Source organism: Lentzea sp. NPDC004782, assembly GCF_040609115.1.
Classification (GTDB): Bacteria; Actinomycetota; Actinomycetes; order Mycobacteriales; family Pseudonocardiaceae; genus Lentzea.
On record NZ_JBEXJN010000012.1, the window covers coordinates 74,544 to 90,895 of the forward strand.

The 16,352-nt window shown below is 69.0% G+C and carries 13 protein-coding genes; 5 read left to right on the forward strand and 8 right to left on the reverse strand.

Annotated features, from left to right (window positions below):
* Positions 1-7: 7 nt before the first annotated feature.
* On the reverse strand, positions 8-1,153 hold the full coding sequence (locus tag ABZV40_RS13795; protein WP_355439841.1) for an acyl-CoA dehydrogenase family protein: 1,146 nt from the start codon (positions 1,151-1,153) through the stop codon (positions 8-10).
* Positions 1,154-1,246: 93 nt separating this feature from the next.
* On the opposite strand from ABZV40_RS13795, the gene ABZV40_RS13800 reads away from it, so the two are divergent.
* Positions 1,247-1,867 (forward strand): TetR/AcrR family transcriptional regulator, encoded by a 621-nt coding sequence (locus tag ABZV40_RS13800; RefSeq protein WP_355439844.1) that lies wholly within the window; start codon positions 1,247-1,249, stop codon positions 1,865-1,867.
* Here the strand turns inward: ABZV40_RS13800 and ABZV40_RS13805 are convergent.
* Entirely contained in the window at positions 1,860-2,132 is a 273-nt protein-coding gene (locus tag ABZV40_RS13805; protein ID WP_355439847.1) for a GlsB/YeaQ/YmgE family stress response membrane protein, read from the reverse strand. The genes ABZV40_RS13800 and ABZV40_RS13805 overlap by 8 nt on opposite strands.
* Positions 2,133-2,219: 87 nt before the next feature.
* On the reverse strand, positions 2,220-2,999 hold the full coding sequence (locus tag ABZV40_RS13810; protein WP_355439850.1) for a sporulation protein: 780 nt from the start codon (positions 2,997-2,999) through the stop codon (positions 2,220-2,222).
* 170 nt (positions 3,000-3,169) lie between these two features.
* On the opposite strand from ABZV40_RS13810, the gene ABZV40_RS13815 reads away from it, so the two are divergent.
* The 4 genes from ABZV40_RS13815 to secA2 all read left to right on the forward strand — a co-directional run bounded on the left by ABZV40_RS13815 (position 3,170) and on the right by secA2 (position 10,632).
* Complete coding sequence (locus ABZV40_RS13815) at positions 3,170-6,094, forward strand: carboxyl transferase domain-containing protein (RefSeq protein WP_355439853.1); 2,925 nt, start codon at positions 3,170-3,172, stop codon at positions 6,092-6,094.
* 9 nt (positions 6,095-6,103) lie between these two features.
* Positions 6,104-7,390 (forward strand): MFS transporter, encoded by a 1,287-nt coding sequence (locus tag ABZV40_RS13820; protein WP_355439857.1) that lies wholly within the window; start codon positions 6,104-6,106, stop codon positions 7,388-7,390.
* A gap of 55 nt (positions 7,391-7,445) precedes the next feature.
* Complete coding sequence (locus ABZV40_RS13825; protein WP_355439859.1) at positions 7,446-8,276, forward strand: oxidoreductase; 831 nt, start codon at positions 7,446-7,448, stop codon at positions 8,274-8,276.
* A gap of 70 nt (positions 8,277-8,346) precedes the next feature.
* Positions 8,347-10,632: an accessory Sec system translocase SecA2 gene (secA2, locus tag ABZV40_RS13830; RefSeq protein WP_355439863.1), complete on the forward strand. Its 2,286-nt coding sequence runs from the start codon at positions 8,347-8,349 to the stop codon at positions 10,630-10,632.
* A gap of 3 nt (positions 10,633-10,635) precedes the next feature.
* Here secA2 and ABZV40_RS13835 read toward each other — a convergent pair whose 3' ends face one another.
* The 5 genes from ABZV40_RS13835 to ABZV40_RS13855 form a co-directional block, all read right to left on the reverse strand.
* Positions 10,636-10,896 carry a hypothetical protein gene (locus ABZV40_RS13835; RefSeq protein ID WP_355440147.1) on the reverse strand — a complete coding sequence of 87 codons (261 nt, stop codon included), beginning with the start codon at positions 10,894-10,896 and terminating at the stop codon, positions 10,636-10,638.
* 43 nt (positions 10,897-10,939) lie between these two features.
* On the reverse strand, positions 10,940-12,052 hold the full coding sequence (locus tag ABZV40_RS13840; protein WP_355439866.1) for an aromatic ring-hydroxylating dioxygenase subunit alpha: 1,113 nt from the start codon (positions 12,050-12,052) through the stop codon (positions 10,940-10,942).
* Between the two features lie 48 nt (positions 12,053-12,100).
* Entirely contained in the window at positions 12,101-14,467 is a 2,367-nt protein-coding gene (locus ABZV40_RS13845) for an FAD-dependent oxidoreductase (protein ID WP_355439869.1), read from the reverse strand.
* Between the two features lie 109 nt (positions 14,468-14,576).
* Positions 14,577-15,374, reverse strand: coding sequence for a CPBP family intramembrane glutamic endopeptidase (locus tag ABZV40_RS13850; RefSeq protein WP_355439872.1), 798 nt, complete (start codon positions 15,372-15,374; stop codon positions 14,577-14,579).
* A 91-nt stretch (positions 15,375-15,465) separates the two neighbouring features.
* Complete coding sequence (locus ABZV40_RS13855) at positions 15,466-16,236, reverse strand: IclR family transcriptional regulator (RefSeq protein ID WP_355439875.1); 771 nt, start codon at positions 16,234-16,236, stop codon at positions 15,466-15,468.
* Positions 16,237-16,352 lie beyond the last annotated feature (116 nt).

Below are 16,352 nucleotides of genomic sequence, written 5' to 3' on the forward strand. Positions count from 1 at the left end.
ACACCCCTTACAGGCCCAGGTCGCGGCCGATGAGTTCCTTCATGATCTCGTTGGAGCCCGCCCAGATCTTCGTGACGCGGGCGTCCATCCACGCACGGGCGACGCGGTACTCGGTCATGTACCCGTAGCCGCCGTGCAGCTGCACGCAGGCGTCGATGACCTCGTTCTCGACGTCGGCGCTCCAGTACTTCGCCTGCGCCGCCTCGACCGAGCTCAGTTCGCCGCGAACGTGCTGCATGGTCAGGGTGTCGATGAACGCCTGCGTGACGTCGAGCTTGGTGCGCAGCTCGGCCAGCAGGAACTTGTTGTGCTGGAACTTGCCGATCGCCTGCCCGAACGCCTTGCGCTCCTTGACGTACTCCAGGGTCTCGTCGAACACGCCCTGCGCGTGCGCGAGGTTGGAGATCGCGCCGCCGATCCGTTCCTGCGGCAGGCGTTCCATCATGTAGATGAAGCCCTGGCCCTCCTCGCCGATGACGTTGGCCTGAGGCAGGCGCACGTCGGAGAAGAACAGCTCCGCGGTGTCGGACGGGTGCTGGCCGACCTTGTCGAGCTTGCGGCCGCGCTCGAAGCCGGGCATGCCGGTCTCGACGGCGAACAGCGTGATGCCGCGGGCGCCCTTCGACGGGTCGGTGCGCGCCGCGACGACGATCATGTCGGCGGTGTAGCCGTTGGTGATGAACGTCTTGGAGCCGTTGAGGATCCAGTCGGAACCGTCCTGCACGGCGTTGGTCTTGAGCGCCGCGAGATCCGAACCACCGGAGGGCTCGGTCATCGCGATGCCGGTCTTGATCTCGCCGGTGCACATGCCGGGCAGCCAGCGCTGCTTCTGCTCCTCGGTGCACAGGTCGACGAGGTAGGGCGCCACGACGTCGCCGTGGATGCCGAGCGACGACGCGACCGCCGCGTTGACCCGGCACAGCTCCTCGGCGAACACGGTGTTGAACCGGTAGTCGTTCGCGCCGCCGCCGCCGTACTCCTCGGGGATCTCCAGCCCCAGCAGGCCCTGGCGACCGGCCTCCAGCCACACGTCGCGGTCGATCACGCGCTGCTCGATGAACTTCTCGACGTTCGGCGTGATGGTGCGCTCGACGAACGCCTTCGCCGACTCCCGGAACGCGGCGTGATCCTCGTTGAACAGCGTCCGCTGCACGACTACCTCCATACTAAGCGGTTGCTTAGCGCTAAGCGCCCGCTTAGCGTGCAGTACGATCCATCACCTGTCAACACGCGAGGAGCAGGCCCGATGACGACGACCGGACTGGACGAGTTCGCGCTGCTCGACGAGACGTGGCGCTCGGTCACCCCGGACGCCGCCCGCCGCATGCTCATCGCGGCCGCGCACGCGTTCGCCGGCAAGGGATATCACGCCACGACGACCCGCGACATCGCCTCTCTGGCCGGAATGTCACCCGCGGCCGTGTACATCCACTACCGGTCCAAAGAGGAGCTCCTCTTCAACATCTCGCGCGTCGGCCACGAGCTGTCGCTCACGGCGCTGTCGTCGATCGAGGGCCGGGACGCGACGGAACGGCTGCACAACGCGGTGAAGTCGTTCGCGAGCTGGCACGCGGAGTTCCACACGACGGCACGGGTGGTGCAGTACGAGCTCGGCGCGCTCTCTCCCGAACACCACGCGGAGGTGGCGAAGCTGCGCCGGCAGATCGACCAGCGGATGCGGTCGTTCATCGCGGACGGCATCGCGGAGGGCACGTTCGACGTGCCGGACCTGAAGGGCGCGACGCTCGCCGTGCTGTCGCTGTGCATCGACGTCGCGCGGTGGTACCAGCCGGGCGGGAAGCGGACCCCGGACGAGATCGGCGCGTTGTACGCCGACCTCGTCCTGCGGATGGTCCGGCCTAACTGACGGACTTGCGGCCGTACAGCCCGGCCGCGAGCGAGACACCGATCGCCGCGACGACGATCTGGACGATGATCTCGATCCAGTCGATGCCCGGCGTGTCCTGCACACCGAGCAGCCGGGCGATCCACGACCCGATGAACGCGGCCGCGATGCCGACCAGCAACGTCAGCCAGATCGGGATGTTCTGCTTGCCCGGCGCGAACAGCTTGCCGAGAAAACCAAGGATCAGACCGATGACGAGCGCGCCGAGAATGCTCTCGATGGTCACGGACGCCTCCTCCCGCTACTCCCCGACGAAGGTGGGGATCTCGCGGGAAATCATCCCGTCAACCGGCATGATCCGCAGCTCGAACGTTCACCAGCGGCTGCCGGAGACCTGCGCCGTCCACTGGTTGATCGTCGCGGTCCAGTCCGTGCCGATCGACTGCTGGTGCGACACCGCGAAACGGCCGTACACGTCACCGCCCGCACGGAGCAACCCGGCGCGCTTGTCCGCCTCCAGGATCACGTGCAGCTCGGCCGGGGTCGTCACGAACGTCAGCTCGACCTGCTTGAGCCGCCCGGAGAACTGCGGCGGCGGGTAGAACTCGATCTCCTGGTAGAACGGCAGCTGCTGCGGCACGCCGTAGATGCGGCCGCGCTCGTTGTCGGCCTTGGTGAAGCGAAAGCCCATGTGCCCGAACGCCTGCAGCACCGCGTCCTGCGACGGCAGCGGGTGCACCCAGATCGGGTCGAGGTCGCCGGGGTCGACCGCGCCGCGGACCTCCAGTTCGGTGCGCAGACCCAGCTGCATGCCGGACAGCTGCAGCCCGCCCACGACGTTGAGCGGGCACTCGAACGGCACCGGGATCTGGAACGGCAGCGACAGGTTCTGGTGCGGCTGCGCGACGATCCGCTGGCCCACGGAGAACTTGTGGAACTCCATGTTGGTGTTGTACTCGTTGTCGCCGCTCTCGACCTCGACGCGGGTGAGCAGCGCCAGCGTGACGTGATCGATCTCGGCGGGGTGGTCGCCGCCGGCGATCCGCACCTCACCGCTCAGCATCTCGCCGGGCCGGACGTTCGGGTTGGTCAGCACCGTGTCGACAGTCGGCCCGCCCACGCCGAACGCGCGCAACATCCTCTTGAACACCACTGCGGCCTCCTGAAGCCCTGCCGGGAGCTTGCCTGCTGAATCGCCCGTTTGCGACGAAGCGTTCCGTTGACGCCTCAACACCCAAATCGGTTCCGTATGGACTTCCGTTGACTTCAGATGGCAGCATGCGACCGCCGTCACATACTAAGCGGTCGCTCAGGAGGATTGCCGTGCTGCTCGTCGCCAACCGGGGTGAGGTCGCCGTCCGCGTGCTGCGCGCGGCCGCTGACCTGGGGATTCGCACCGTGGCGGTGTACGCGGGGGACGACGCCTCCTCGCTGCACGTGACGCTCGCCGATCGCGCTGTCGCGTTGCGCGGCGACTCGCCCTATCTGGACATCGACCAACTGCTGGACGCGGCCGACGGCTGCGTCGCGGTGCATCCGGGATGGGGGTTCCTCTCGGAGAACGCGGCGTTCGCACGGGCCTGCGCCGAACGCGGGCTGACGTTCGTCGGACCGTCGCCCGAGGTGCTGGAACTGCTGGGCGACAAGCAACGCGCCCGTTCGCTGGCCGCGTCGCTGGGGATTCCCGTGCTGGACGCGGCACCCGGCGAGTTCCCGGTGATGGTGAAGGCGGTCGCCGGTGGTGGCGGCAAGGGCATGCGGGCGGTGCACGCGCCCGAGGACCTCGACGGCGCGGTCGAGGCGTGCCGGGCGGAGGCACTGGCGGCGTTCGGGGTCGGGGACGTCTACCTCGAACGGCTGCTGCCCTCCGCCCGGCACATCGAGGTGCAGCTCGTCGGCACGTCGGTGATCGGCGACCGCGACTGCTCGGTGCAGCTGCGCCACCAGAAGGTCGTGGAGATCGCGCCCGCTCCCCTGCTGGATCCCCTTCTCCGCAAGGCACTGCACTCCGCGGCCGCCGAGATCGCGTCGGCCGTGGGGTACACCGGCGTCGGCACGGTGGAGTTCCTGGTGGCCGGCGACGCGTTCTTCTTCCTGGAGGCCAACCCGCGGCTGCAGGTCGAGCACACGGTGACCGAGATGGTGTCCGGTGTGGACCTCGTGCGCACCCAGTTGCTGCTCGCATGGGGCGGCGACGTCGACTACACGCCTGCCAGCCGCGGCTGCGCCGTGCAGGTGCGCGTGAACCAGACGTCCGGCGGCGTGCTGTCCTCCTTCGCGCTGCCGTCCGGTCCTGGCGTTCGCGTCGACACCCACGGGTACGTCGGCTACCGGGCCGGGACTCGCTACGACGGGTTGCTCGCGAAGCTGGTGGTGCACGGCGAGGACCTCGACGTGGCCCTGAACCGGGCGCGGCGGGCGTTGCGCGAGTTCCGGATCGAGGGCGTCCCGACGAACCTGGAGTTCCTGAAGTCGTTGCTGGACCGCGACATCGTGGGCGCCACGACCGATTTCGCGGTCGAGGAGCCGGCATCCGGCATGCGCGCGCCGATGGCGGGCACGGTCGTGGACGTCACGCCGGACTCGGTGGTGCTGGAAGCGATGAAGATGCAGCACGTCGTCCGGGTTTCGGGTGAGGTGCTGGTGTCGGTCGGCGACACGGTCTCCGAGGGCCAGCCGCTCGCTCCCGGCCCGGGCGAGTCCACTGAGGACTCGGCGGAGGCCGATCCGTCGTTCGTGCGCCCGGATCTGGCCGAGGTGCTGGCACGGCACGACTTCGACCGGCCCGAGTCCGCCGCGAAGAGGCACGCCGCCTGTGGCCGCACGGCACGCGAGAACATCGCGGACCTCTGCGACGACTTCGTCGAGTACGGCGGCCTGGCGATCGCCGCCCAACGCCAGCGCCGCTCAGTAGAGGAGCTGATCGAACGCACGCCCGCCGACGGCATGGTGGCGGGCATCGGTGTGGTCAACGGCCAGCGGATCGTGGCGATGTCCTACGACTACGCCGTGCTCGCCGGTACGCAAGGCCTGCGCAACCACCAGAAGAAGGACAGGTTGTTCGCGCTGGCCCAGCAGGAGAACCTGCCGGTGGTGCTGTTCGCCGAGGGCGGCGGCGGACGGCCGGGCGACACCGACCACAGCATGGTCAGCGGCCTCGACTGCGGCTCGTTCCACGCGTTCGCCCGGCTCAGCGGCCAGGTGCCGCTGGTGGGTGTGGTCGCCGGGCGGTGCTTCGCGGGCAACGCGGTGCTGCTCGGCACGTGCGACGTGATCATCGCGGTCGAGGGCGCGAACATCGGCATGGGCGGCCCCGCGATGATCGAGGGAGGCGGCCTGGGCGTCTTCCGTCCGGAGGACATCGGCCCGTTGGACGTCCAGATCCCCAACGGCGTCGTGGACATCGCGGTGCGCTCCGAAGAAGAAGCGGTCGCCGTCGCGAAGAACTACCTCTCCTACTTCCAAGGCGCGACGACCGACTGGTCGTGCGCCGACCAGCGCCTCCTCCGTCACGCCGTCCCCGAGAACCGCCTCCGCGCCTACGACATCCGCAAGGTGATCGACACCCTCGCCGACACCGGCTCCGTCCTCGAACTGCGCCGAGGCTTCGGCAAGGCCGTCGTCACCGCGCTGGTCCGCGTCGAAGGCCGCCCGCTCGCCCTGATCGCCAACGACCCGAACGTCCTGGGCGGCGCCATCGACGCCGGCGCGGCCGACAAGTGCGCCCGTTTCCTGCAGCTGGCGGACGCCTTCGACCTCCCGGTCGTCTCGCTCACCGACACCCCCGGCTTCATGGTCGGCCCCGACGCCGAACGCACCGCCACCGTCCGCCACCTCACCCGCATGGTGGTGACCGGCGCCAACCTGACCGTCCCCTTTGGACTGGTCGTGCTCCGCAAGGCGTACGGCCTCGGCGCCCAGGCCATGGCGGCGGGCAGCCTCAAGGTCCCGCAGTTCGCCGTCTCCTGGCCCACCGGCGAGTTCGGCCCGATGGGCCTCGAAGGCGCGGTGAAGCTCGGGTTCAAACGCGAACTCGACGCCATCGAGGACCCCCAAGAACGCAAGCAGCGCTACGACCAGATGGTCGCCGCCGCGTACGAGCACGGCAAAGCGCTGAACGTCGCGAGTGTGTTCGAGATCGACGACGTGATCGACCCGGCCGACACGCGCCGTTGGATCGCCACGGCGCTGGCCCCCGCAACTTCCCGCTCCCAGGGGAAGAAACGCCCGTTCATCGACACGTGGTGAGGAGAAGCCGTGGTCAGTGTTGCCCCGGGAAAGAAGACCCTGCGCAGGCTCATGGCCGCCGGACTCGTCGGCAGCAGTATTGAGTGGTACGACTTCTTCATCTACGCAACCGCCGCGGCGCTGGTGTTCCCCAAGCTGTTCTTCCCGGAAGCCACCCCGATCGCCGGCCTGCTGCTGAGCTTCAGCACGTTCTGGGCGGGCTTCGTCGCCCGCCCGATCGGCGGCCTGGTCTTCGGCCACGTCGGTGACAGGTTCGGCCGCAAGCCCGCGCTCGTCATCTGTCTCGGGCTGATGGCCGCCGCCACGTTCCTCATCGGCCTGCTCCCGACGTCGAGCAGCATCGGCGTGGGCGCCCCGATCCTCCTGGTGCTGCTCAGGTTCCTGCAGGGCATCGCGGTCGGCGGCCAGTGGGGCGGTGTGGTCCTGCTGCTCACCGAGTCGGCGCACCCCGGCAAGCGCGGTTTCGCGGGCACGTTCGGCCAGGCCGGTGTCCCGATCGGCGTGTTCCTGGGCAACGTGGCGTTCATCCTCGCCACCGCCACCCTGTCCAAGGAGGCCTTCGCGGCGTGGGGCTGGCGCGTGCCGTTCCTGGCGTCCGCCCTGCTCTTCCCGGTGGTGCTCTTCATCCAGCTCAAGGTCGAGGACAGCCCGGTCTTCCGCGAGCTGCAGGCCGAACGCACCGACGCACCGGCCCCCGCACCGCTGAGCGAGGCCGTCAGGACCCACCGCAGGCCCGTCCTGCTCGGCGCGGGCCTGATGTTCGCCTCCAACGCGATCTTCTACGTGTCGATCGCCGGCGTGCTGTCCTACGCCACCACCACGCTCGGGCTGTCCCGCGAGTCCGTGCTGATCGTCAGCCTGCTGTCGTCCGTCGTGAGCATCCCGGTGATCCTCTACAGCGGGCACCTGTCCGACCGGCTCGGCCGCCGTCCGCTGATCATCGCGGGTGCCGTCGGCCTCACGGTGTGGGCGTTCCCGTACTTCCTGCTGGTCGACACGGGCTCGCTCGTCGCGCTGTTCGTCGCGGCGACCGTCGGCGGCATCGCGTCGTCGCTGGTCTACGGGCCGATCGCGGCGTACCTGGGCGAACTGTTCGAGCCGCACGTCCGCTACTCGGGCGCCTCGCTCGCCTACCAGCTGGCGTCGATCCTCGTCAGCGGTGGCACGCCGTTCATCATGACCGCGCTGCTCGGGGCGACCGGGACGTCGATGTCGGTGTCGGCGTTCCTGTGCCTGATGGGCCTGGCCACGCTGTTCTCGGCGCTCAAGCTCCCGGAGACGCACCGGGCCGTTTGACTCCGACTACCCTGGCAACCCTTGATTCAGCGACGAACTGAGTTGGGGGAAGCACATGTCCGACAAGGTGTGGCTGATCACCGGCGCCAACAGCGGCTTCGGCAGGGCCATCGCCGAGGCGGCCATCGGAGCCGGTGACCGGGTCGTCGCGACCGCACGCCGCGCGGAAACGCTGGACGACCTGGTGAGGACCCACCCTCGCCAGGTCGTCCCGGTCGCGCTCGACGTGACCGACCACGAAGCCATCGCCACCGCGGTCGCCGACGTCATCGCCGAGGAGGGCCGCATCGACGTCCTCGTCAACAACGCCGGCCGCACCCACGTCGGCGCCGTCGAGGAGACCACCGACGAGGAGCTGCGCAGCCTCTTCGACGTGCACCTGTTCGGCCCGGCCGCGCTCATCCGCCACGTCCTCCCGCACATGCGCGCCCGAAAGACAGGCGCCATCGTGCAGATGAGCAGCATCGGCGGACAGCTGTCGTTCGCGGGCTTCGGTGCGTACAGCGCCACCAAATGCGCGTTGGAAGGCCTGAGCGAGGCACTGGCCGACGAGGTGAAGTCGTTCGGCATCAAAGTCCTCATCGTCGAGCCCGGCGCGTTCCGCACCAGCCTGTTCGAGAACAGCAGCGGGTCGGAGGACACCGAGATCTACGCCGACTCCGCGGGCAAGACCCGGCAGATGGTCCAGGCGAACGCCGGCAAGCAGCCCGGCGACCCCGCCAAGGCCGCCCACGCCGTCCTCACCGCCCTCGACGCAGCCGAGACGCCGCTCAGGCTGCCGCTCGGCCCGGACTCCGTCGACGGTCTCCTGGCGCACCTCACCGAGGTCAAGGCCGAGATCGAGCTGTGGGAGAAGGTCTCGCGGGACACCCAGCTGGAGGGATGAACCGGACAAAACGAGCTTCACTGTCAAGACCTCTGCGGAACCCTGAGCCGATGCCGTACGTTGCTGCGTCGTGACCACTCTCATGGCGCGCTTCAAGCAGCGGATGCGCCGGTTCGCGCAGAAACCGGCGTCGGTTGACCTCGCCCCGTTCCAGGCACTGCTCAAGGACGTGGAAAAACACGCTGACGCGTTCAAGGCGTTCAGCGACGAGGAGCTGACGGCACACGCCGAGAAGCTGCGCGAGGAGCACGACGACACGGAGCTGGTGGCGCTCACGAGGGAGGCCGCCGAGCGCGCCATCGGGCAGCGTCCGTTCGACGTGCAGGTGCTGGGTGCGCTGGGCATGCTCAGCGGGCTCGTCGTCGAGATGGCCACCGGTGAGGGCAAGACCCTCGCCGGCGCCATGGCGGCGGCCGGGTTCGCGATCAAGGGCAAGCGCGTCCACGTGGTCAGCGTCAACGACTACCTCGCCCAGCGCGACGCGGAGTGGATGGGCCCGCTGTACCGGCTGCTCGGCGTCACGGTGGGCTGGCTCAACGGCGGCTCGAAGAGCGAGGAGCGCCGCGAGGCCTACCAGTGCGAGGTCACGTACGCACCGGTCAGCGAGATCGGCTTCGACATCCTGCGCGACCGGATCGTCACCAGGCCGGAAGACCTGATCGTGCCGGAGCCGGAGGTCGCGCTGATCGACGAGGCCGACTCGGTGCTCGTCGACGAGGCCCGCGTGCCGCTCGTGCTCGCCGGTTCCACCAGCGCCGAGGCCGCCGACCCGGTCATCGCGGACCTCGTGAAGCGGCTGCGGCACGGCCTGCACTACGAGGTCGACGACGAGGAGCGCAACGTCTTCCTCACCGGCGCGGGCTCCGAGGCCGTCGAGCGCGCGCTCGGCGAGATCGACCTCTACTCGCAGGAGCACGTCACCTCGACGCTGTCGAAGGTCAACGTCGCCCTGCACGCGCAGGTGCTGCTGCACCGCGACGTCGACTACATCGTGCGCGACGGCAAGGTGCACCTGATCAACGACACCCGCGGCCGCGTCGCGAAGCTGCAGCGGTGGCCGGACGGTCTGCAGGCCGCGGTCGAGGCCAAGGAGAACGTCCAGACGACCGAGTCCGGTGAGATCCTCGACTCGATGACGGTGCAGGCGCTGCTGTCGCGGTACCCGACCCGGTGCGGCATGACCGGTACCGCGGTCGCCGTCGCGGAGACCCTGCGCGAGTTCTACGAGCTCGAGGTGCTCGTGATCCCGCCGAACAAGGAGAACATCCGCGAGGACGAGCACTTCCGCCTCTACGCCACGCTGGAGCAGAAGGAGGAGGCGATCGTCGAGGAGATCAAGAAGGTCCACGAGACCGGGCGCCCGATCCTCGTCGGCACGCTCGACGTCGCGGAGTCCGAGCGGATCTCCTCGAAACTGCGCGCCGCCGGGCTCGAGTGCGTGGTGCTCAACGCCAAGAACGACGCCGAGGAAGCGGCGATCATCGCCGACGCCGGTTCGTACCAGCGCATCACCGTCTCCACCCAGATGGCCGGCCGCGGTACGGACATCCGCCTGGGCGGCCACGAGGGCGAGGACCACGACCGGATCGCCGAGCTGGGCGGTCTGTACGTGATCGGCACCGGCCGCCACTCGTCCTCACGCCTGGACGACCAGCTGCGCGGCCGTGCCGGACGTCAGGGCGACCCCGGTGGCTCGGTCTTCTTCTCCTCGCTGCACGACGAGCTGATCACCCAGTACGCGCCGGACGCCGAGGAACCGTCCGAAGTGGACGATGACGGCCGGGTGCGGGACAAGGGCCTGCTGCACACCTTCGAGCACGCGCAGCGCGTCGCGGAGGGCGTGAACCTGGAGATCCACCGCAACACGTGGCGCTACAACAAGCTCATCGAGCACCAGCGCGACCTGCTGCTCAAGCACCGCGACGTGGTGCTGCGCACGGACGCGGCGTTCGAGAAGCTCGGCGGGAAGGAAGGCGTGTCCGACGAGGTGGCCGCCGACGCCGCCCGCAAGATCACGCTGTTCTTCCTCGACGACCTGTGGACGCACCACCTGACGTTCCTGTCCGACCTGCGCGAGGGCATCCACCTGCGCGCGCTGGCCAGGCAGAACCCGTTGGACGAGTTCCACCGCGAGGCGATCCCGGCGTTCAACAAGATCGTGCCGGAGTCGTGGGAGCTCGCGAAGGACAAGTACGAGGCCGCCAAGATCACCGACGACGGCTACGACCTCGCCGACGCCGGTGTCAAGCGCCCGAGCTCGACGTGGACGTACCTGGTGCACGACAACCCGTTCGGCTCGGGGCTCGAGGAGACGATGAAGGGCCTGGTCAAGATGGTGCGCGGCCAGCGCCGCTGACCGTCACCACCGCTCGCCGACGAGATCGTCCGCGGCTCTCGCGGGCCGGGGCAGAGCCTCGGCCCGCCTGCCCGTTCTGGAAGTCGTCATCTCCTCGGTGAGTGCTCTGATCTCCGCGAGGATGTCGAGGTGCTCCTGCGACGGCGGCGGCCCAACGAGGTTGGACCGGTTGTGCGCCGTCCGTTCCGCGCGCTCGGCCAGTTGCCGGATGCGGCGGAGGAGATCGTGCTCCCCGTCCGGGAGCAAGAAGTCGTTCTGCTCCATCACCCGTGCAAGCTTTCGCGTGCACGGGTGACCCGTCGATCCCCTAGTCGGCTGATTCCAGTTTCTGGACCAGCCACGCGTGGAACCCGCCGATGTGGTGCTCCGAGGGCACCAGCACTCCGCCGCGCGCGTAGGCACGTGAGGACATCGCGGGCTGGCAACGCTCGCATGCTTCGAAGTCCTGCTCGTTCACCCGGTGGAACAGCTCGACCGAGCGAGAGACGTCACGGCCGGTGTCGACCACTTCCTTGGCGTACAGCCAGTCGCACTCGACGATCGTCCGGTCGGCCGCCAGCGGGTACATCCGGTGCAGGATCACGTGGTCCGGCACGAGGTTCACGAAAACCTGCGGCTTGATGGTGATCGCGTAGTACTTCCTGTCCCGCTCCTCCTCCAGCGCCGCGAGTTTTCCGAAGCCTTCGCCGCCGTCGACGGTGAACCCCTTGATCTCGTCGCCGAACTCGGCGCCGTGCCCGACGTAGTACTGCGCCGCGTAGCCGTCGGCGAACTCGGGCAGCACCTCGGTGAGTTCGGGGTGGATCGTCGCGCAGTGGTAGCACTCCATGAAGTTCTCGATGATCAGCTTCCAGTTGGCCTTGACGTCGTAGACGATTCGTTTGCCCACGGACAACTGGTCGATCTCGTAGCCGTCGATCGCCTCCAGCGAGCCGAGGCGTTCTGTCACGGCGTGCAGCACGTCGGCGGAGAAGCTCGGCGGTTCGTCGGCGAGGCACACCCACGCGTAGCCCAGCCATTCCCGCAGATGCACTTTCGTCAGCCCGTACTCGACGCGGTCGACGTCCGGCATCGACGTGAGGTTCGGCGCGGCGATCAGCTTGCCGTCCAACGCGTAGGTCCACGCGTGGTACGGGCACTGGAACGCCCGCTTGACGCTGCCCGCCTCGTCGACGCAGATGCGCGCGCCGCGGTGCCGGCAGACGTTGAGGAACGCGTTGAGGTTCCCGTGGCGGTCTCTCGCGATGAGGACGCTCTCCCGCCCCACCTGCACGGTGCGGAAGTCGCCGGGGTTCGCGAGGTCGCCCGAGCGGACCGCGCAGAACCACATCTTCTCGAAGATGTGCTCCTGCTCCCGCGCGAAGATCGCGGGATCGGTGTAGTAGCGGCCCTCAAGGGTGGAGATCAGGCTGCCGGTCATGCTCCGCCTCTCAAGCGAGCAGGGTCATAGGCCGTCCCAGAAGGCATCTCAGCCCCTGAGCCGCTTCATTTCGGGGTCGAACAACGGCTCCTGCGCCGGACGCGCGGTGACGCGCTCGCCGAAGTACTCGATCTCCACCTCGCCGTCGACGTCACCGGGCAGCCACGCGTACGCGATGTTCAGCCCGGTCGTGTACCCGTACGCGGCGCTCGTGACGTACCCAACGGGTCGCCCTCGGTGGTACACCGGTTCGCTGCCCATGACGACCTGTGCCGGGTCGTCGATCGTGAGGCAGGTGAGCTTCTTCGCCGAGCTCCGCGCGGCGAGCGCCTCCTTGCCGAGGAACTCCTTGTCCTTGCGCACCGCGAACCCGAGCCCCGCCTCGAACGGGTCGTGCTCGGTCGTCACGTCCGTGCCCCACGACCGGTAGCCCTTCTCCAGCCGCAGGCTGTTGAACGCGCCGCGCCCGGCCGCGATGACGCCGAGCTCCTGCCCGGCCTCCCACAGCGTGTCCCACAGCTTCGGCCCGAGGTCCGCCGTCGTGTACAGCTCCCAGCCGAGTTCGCCCACATAGGACAGTCGCAGCGCGGTCACCGGCACGTTCTTGATGAACGCCCGCTGCGCCGTGAAGTAGCCCTTCTGCGTGTCCAGCGTGTGCGGGATCCGCTCGACGAGATCGCGTGCTTTCGGTCCCCACAAACCGATGCAGCACGTCCCGGCCGTGATGTCCCGGACGTGGACGCCATCCGGCGCGTGCCTGGTGAGCCAGTCGAGGTCGAGGTTGCCGTTCGCGCCGACCTGGAACGTGTTCTGGTCGAGCCGCGCGATCGTGAGGTCGCTGCGCACCCCGCCCCGCTCGTCCAGCAGCAGCGTGTACACGACCGCGCCGGGTTTGCGGTTGAGGTTGTTGGTCGTCATGCGCTGCAGGAACTCCAGCGCGCCCGCTCCGCTGACCTCCAGTCGCTTCAACGGTGTCATGTCGAACAGCGCGACCCGTTTGCGCGTCACGAGCGCCTCGGCCCCGCAGATCGGCGACCAGTACCGGCTCGCCCAGTCGTTCCTGGCCGGTACCTCGGCGACCTCGGGCAGGTCGGCGTTGGCCTCGTACCAGTGCGGCCGCTCCCACCCGGACGCCTCCAGGAAGAACGCCCCGAGCTCCTGCTGCCGGGAGTGGAACGGACCGGTCCTGATCGGCCGCGGACTCTCCATGGGCTGCAACGGGTGCAGCACGTCGTAGACCTCGACGAAGTTCTGGCAGCTGCGCTCCAGGACGTAGTCCGGCGCCAGCTGCACCTGCTCGAACCGGTTGAGGTCGCTCGAATGCAGGTCGAGCTGCGGCTGCCCGTCCACGATCCACTCGGCCATCGCCTTGGCGACACCCGCGGAGTGCGTGATCCACACCGCCTCCGCCACCCAGAACCCGCCCAGCCGCGGGTGCTCGCCCAGCAACGGCATCCCGTCGCTGGTGAACGAGAACAGCCCGTTGAACCCGCGGTCCACGCCGGCCTCGGCCAGCGCCGGGATCAGCTCGACCGCCGCCTCCCACGAGGGTTCGAAGTCCTCCTTGGTGAACGGCAGCTCCGACCCGGTGATGTCGTGCGCCCTGATCGGCATGGGCCGGTGCCCGTACGCCCCGATGCCCAGCGCCTGACCGTGCGCGCGGAAGTACAGGTCCGCTTCCTGGTGCCGCAGGATCGGCTGCCGTGCCAGCGCTTCCGCGCTCGCCCGCACGTCGCCCGTGAACACGTACTGGTGCGCCATCGGCACGAGCGGAACGGTCAGCCCGACCATCTCCCCCAGCACCGGTCCCCACATGCCCGCGCACGACACCACGATGTCGGCCGGGAAGACGCCGGTCTCGGTCCGCACCCCGGTGACGCGATCGCCCGCGGTCTCCACCGCGACGACCTTCTGCCCCAGCACGAACCGCGCCCCGCGCTCGACCGCGCGCTGCGCCTGCGCCTCCGCCGCGGCCACGGGCTTCGCGAGGCCGTCGCTGGGGATCAGGAAGCCGCCCAGGACCTGCTCGCGGTCCAGCAGGGGGTGCAGCCGCGCCACCTCGTCCGCGTCGACCAGGCGGCTCTCCACGCCCCACGACGTGGCCCACCCGTGCCGCCGCGCCAGGTCGGCGAGGCGTTCCGGGCTGGTGGCGATCTCCAGGCCACCGATCTGGTCGAAGCACCCGAGCCGGGTGTACTTCTCGACCGTGTAGCGGGCGAAGGCCGTCATGCTGCGGCAGGAGTTCGTCTGGAACACGAGCCCCGGCGCGTGGCTGCTCGAACCGCCGGCCGCGAGCCCCTGAGCCTGGTCCAGCACCGTGACGTCGGTGAAGCCCCGTTCGGTGAGCTCGTCGGCGAGTGCACAACCGACGATCCCGGCCCCCACGAGCACCACGCGAGGCACCTCTGCAGGCATCTGGACACCCCTTCGCCGCCGTTGCGCGAAACGGAACTCGTTCCGCCATCAGCAACAAACTGCGGCCAGCGCGACCTGGTGTCAATACCGCGTTCGGGCTTTCGTGCGGTCAAACCGCAACTTGGGCCTGCCGGGCCGACCGGCTGAACCCGATCGCGAACGCACACGCAGCCGTGCCGATGAACACGAACAGGCCGGTGTCTCCCGACAGGTACTCGCGGACCGCAACGGGTCGTTCGGTCGAGATCGCGTACTCGGTGAGCACGGCGAAAGCGGCGTTGTGCGCGAAGTGGGCCAGCACGACCGGCCAGAGGCTGCCCGACCTCGTCCGGAGTTGGCCGAACAGGAACGAGAACGCGATCACCGAGCAGGAGAACAGACCCAGCACGACGGCCCGGTTGCCGTCGCTGTGGTAGCCGGGCGTGAGCAGGACGTACGGCAGGTGCCAGCAGATCCAGACCAGGCCGATGACGAGCATCGCCGTCCACTCGCCCAGGAAGGCGAGCCGCGGCTGGAGGTAACCGCGCCAGCCGATCTCCTCGGCGAACGCGAGGATCGGCCCGGTGATGCACAGCGCCACCACGTTCTGCACCCAGTCGCTCGGCGGGGCGGAGAACCGGGCGAACCCGAGCGCCACGACAGCCGCGGTCGCGACCGCGCAGACGCCGGCGGTCGTGGCGATCGCGAGCGGCCAGTCACGCAGCCCGAGCCGCCCCATCCCGAGCCGCCGCCACCCCTCCCGGCCGTACCCCTCGCGCGTGACGACGAGAAGCATCACCAGCACGACGAGCAACGGGGAGACGGCGAGGATCAGTCCGCCGGCGATGGTGGCGGTACCGAGCGAGATCGCCAGCACCAGAACGACGAAGACGACCGCACCGGCGCGGTCGGAGAGCTGTTCGAACACGGACGGGACCCGCTTTCTCGCTTGAACGTCCCGTCCGAGTCTTCTTGATCACCGCCGCGCCGGCATCCGCCCTTGATCGGAACTTGCGCTCTCAGCCCGCGAAGTAGCCGAGCTGGGCCGAGAGGTCCGCGGCCGCCGCCGCCATCGCGGGAACGATCTGCTCCACGCGCTCGCGCGACAACCGGTACGACGGCCCGGAAGCGCTCATCGCCGCCACGACCTCACCGCGATGGCCGCGCACCGGCACGGCCACCGCGTGCAGCCCCAGCTCCAGTTCCTCGTAGCAGGCCGCGTAGCCCTGCGCCGCGATCTCCTCCAGCTCGGCCAGCAGGCGCTTGCCGTCGACGACCGTGTTCTCGGTGTAGGAGTCGAGCGGCAGCGCGACCAGCCGCCGTTGCTCCTCCGGCGGCAGGTGGGCGAGCAGAACCTTGCCGGACGACGTGGCGTGCAGCGGCGTGCGCTGGCCGATCCAGTTCACCGCCGACACCGCGGCCGACCCGCGGGCCTGCGTGATGTTGATGGCGACCCCGGCGTCGTGCACGGCGATGTTGACGGTCTCGCCGAACGAGTCCGCCAGCGCCTGGCACACCGGCTGGCCCAGCTTGGTCAGGTCCATGCGACCGGTCGCCGCGCCGGCCAGCCTCACAACCCCGAACCCGATGGCGTACTTGCCTCTTTCGCCGAGCTGCTCGACCAGGCCACGCGACTCCAGCACGGAGACGAGTCTGGACACCGTGGACTTGTGCACACCCAGCTCACCTGCGATTTCGGTGATACCGGCCTCGCCCTGGGCCAGTAGTTCGAGCACGCTGATGGCCCTGTCCACGGACTGCACCTGAGCTGCCGAGTCGGAGTTGCTCATCGCGCAACAGTAACCGGCAGGCAAAACAACCCGCTCGAACTCTTGACGGCGCGTCGCCGGGGCCGCACATTGTGTTGCGTCATTCGGAACGTGTGCCGCGTCACGCAACGGAGGCC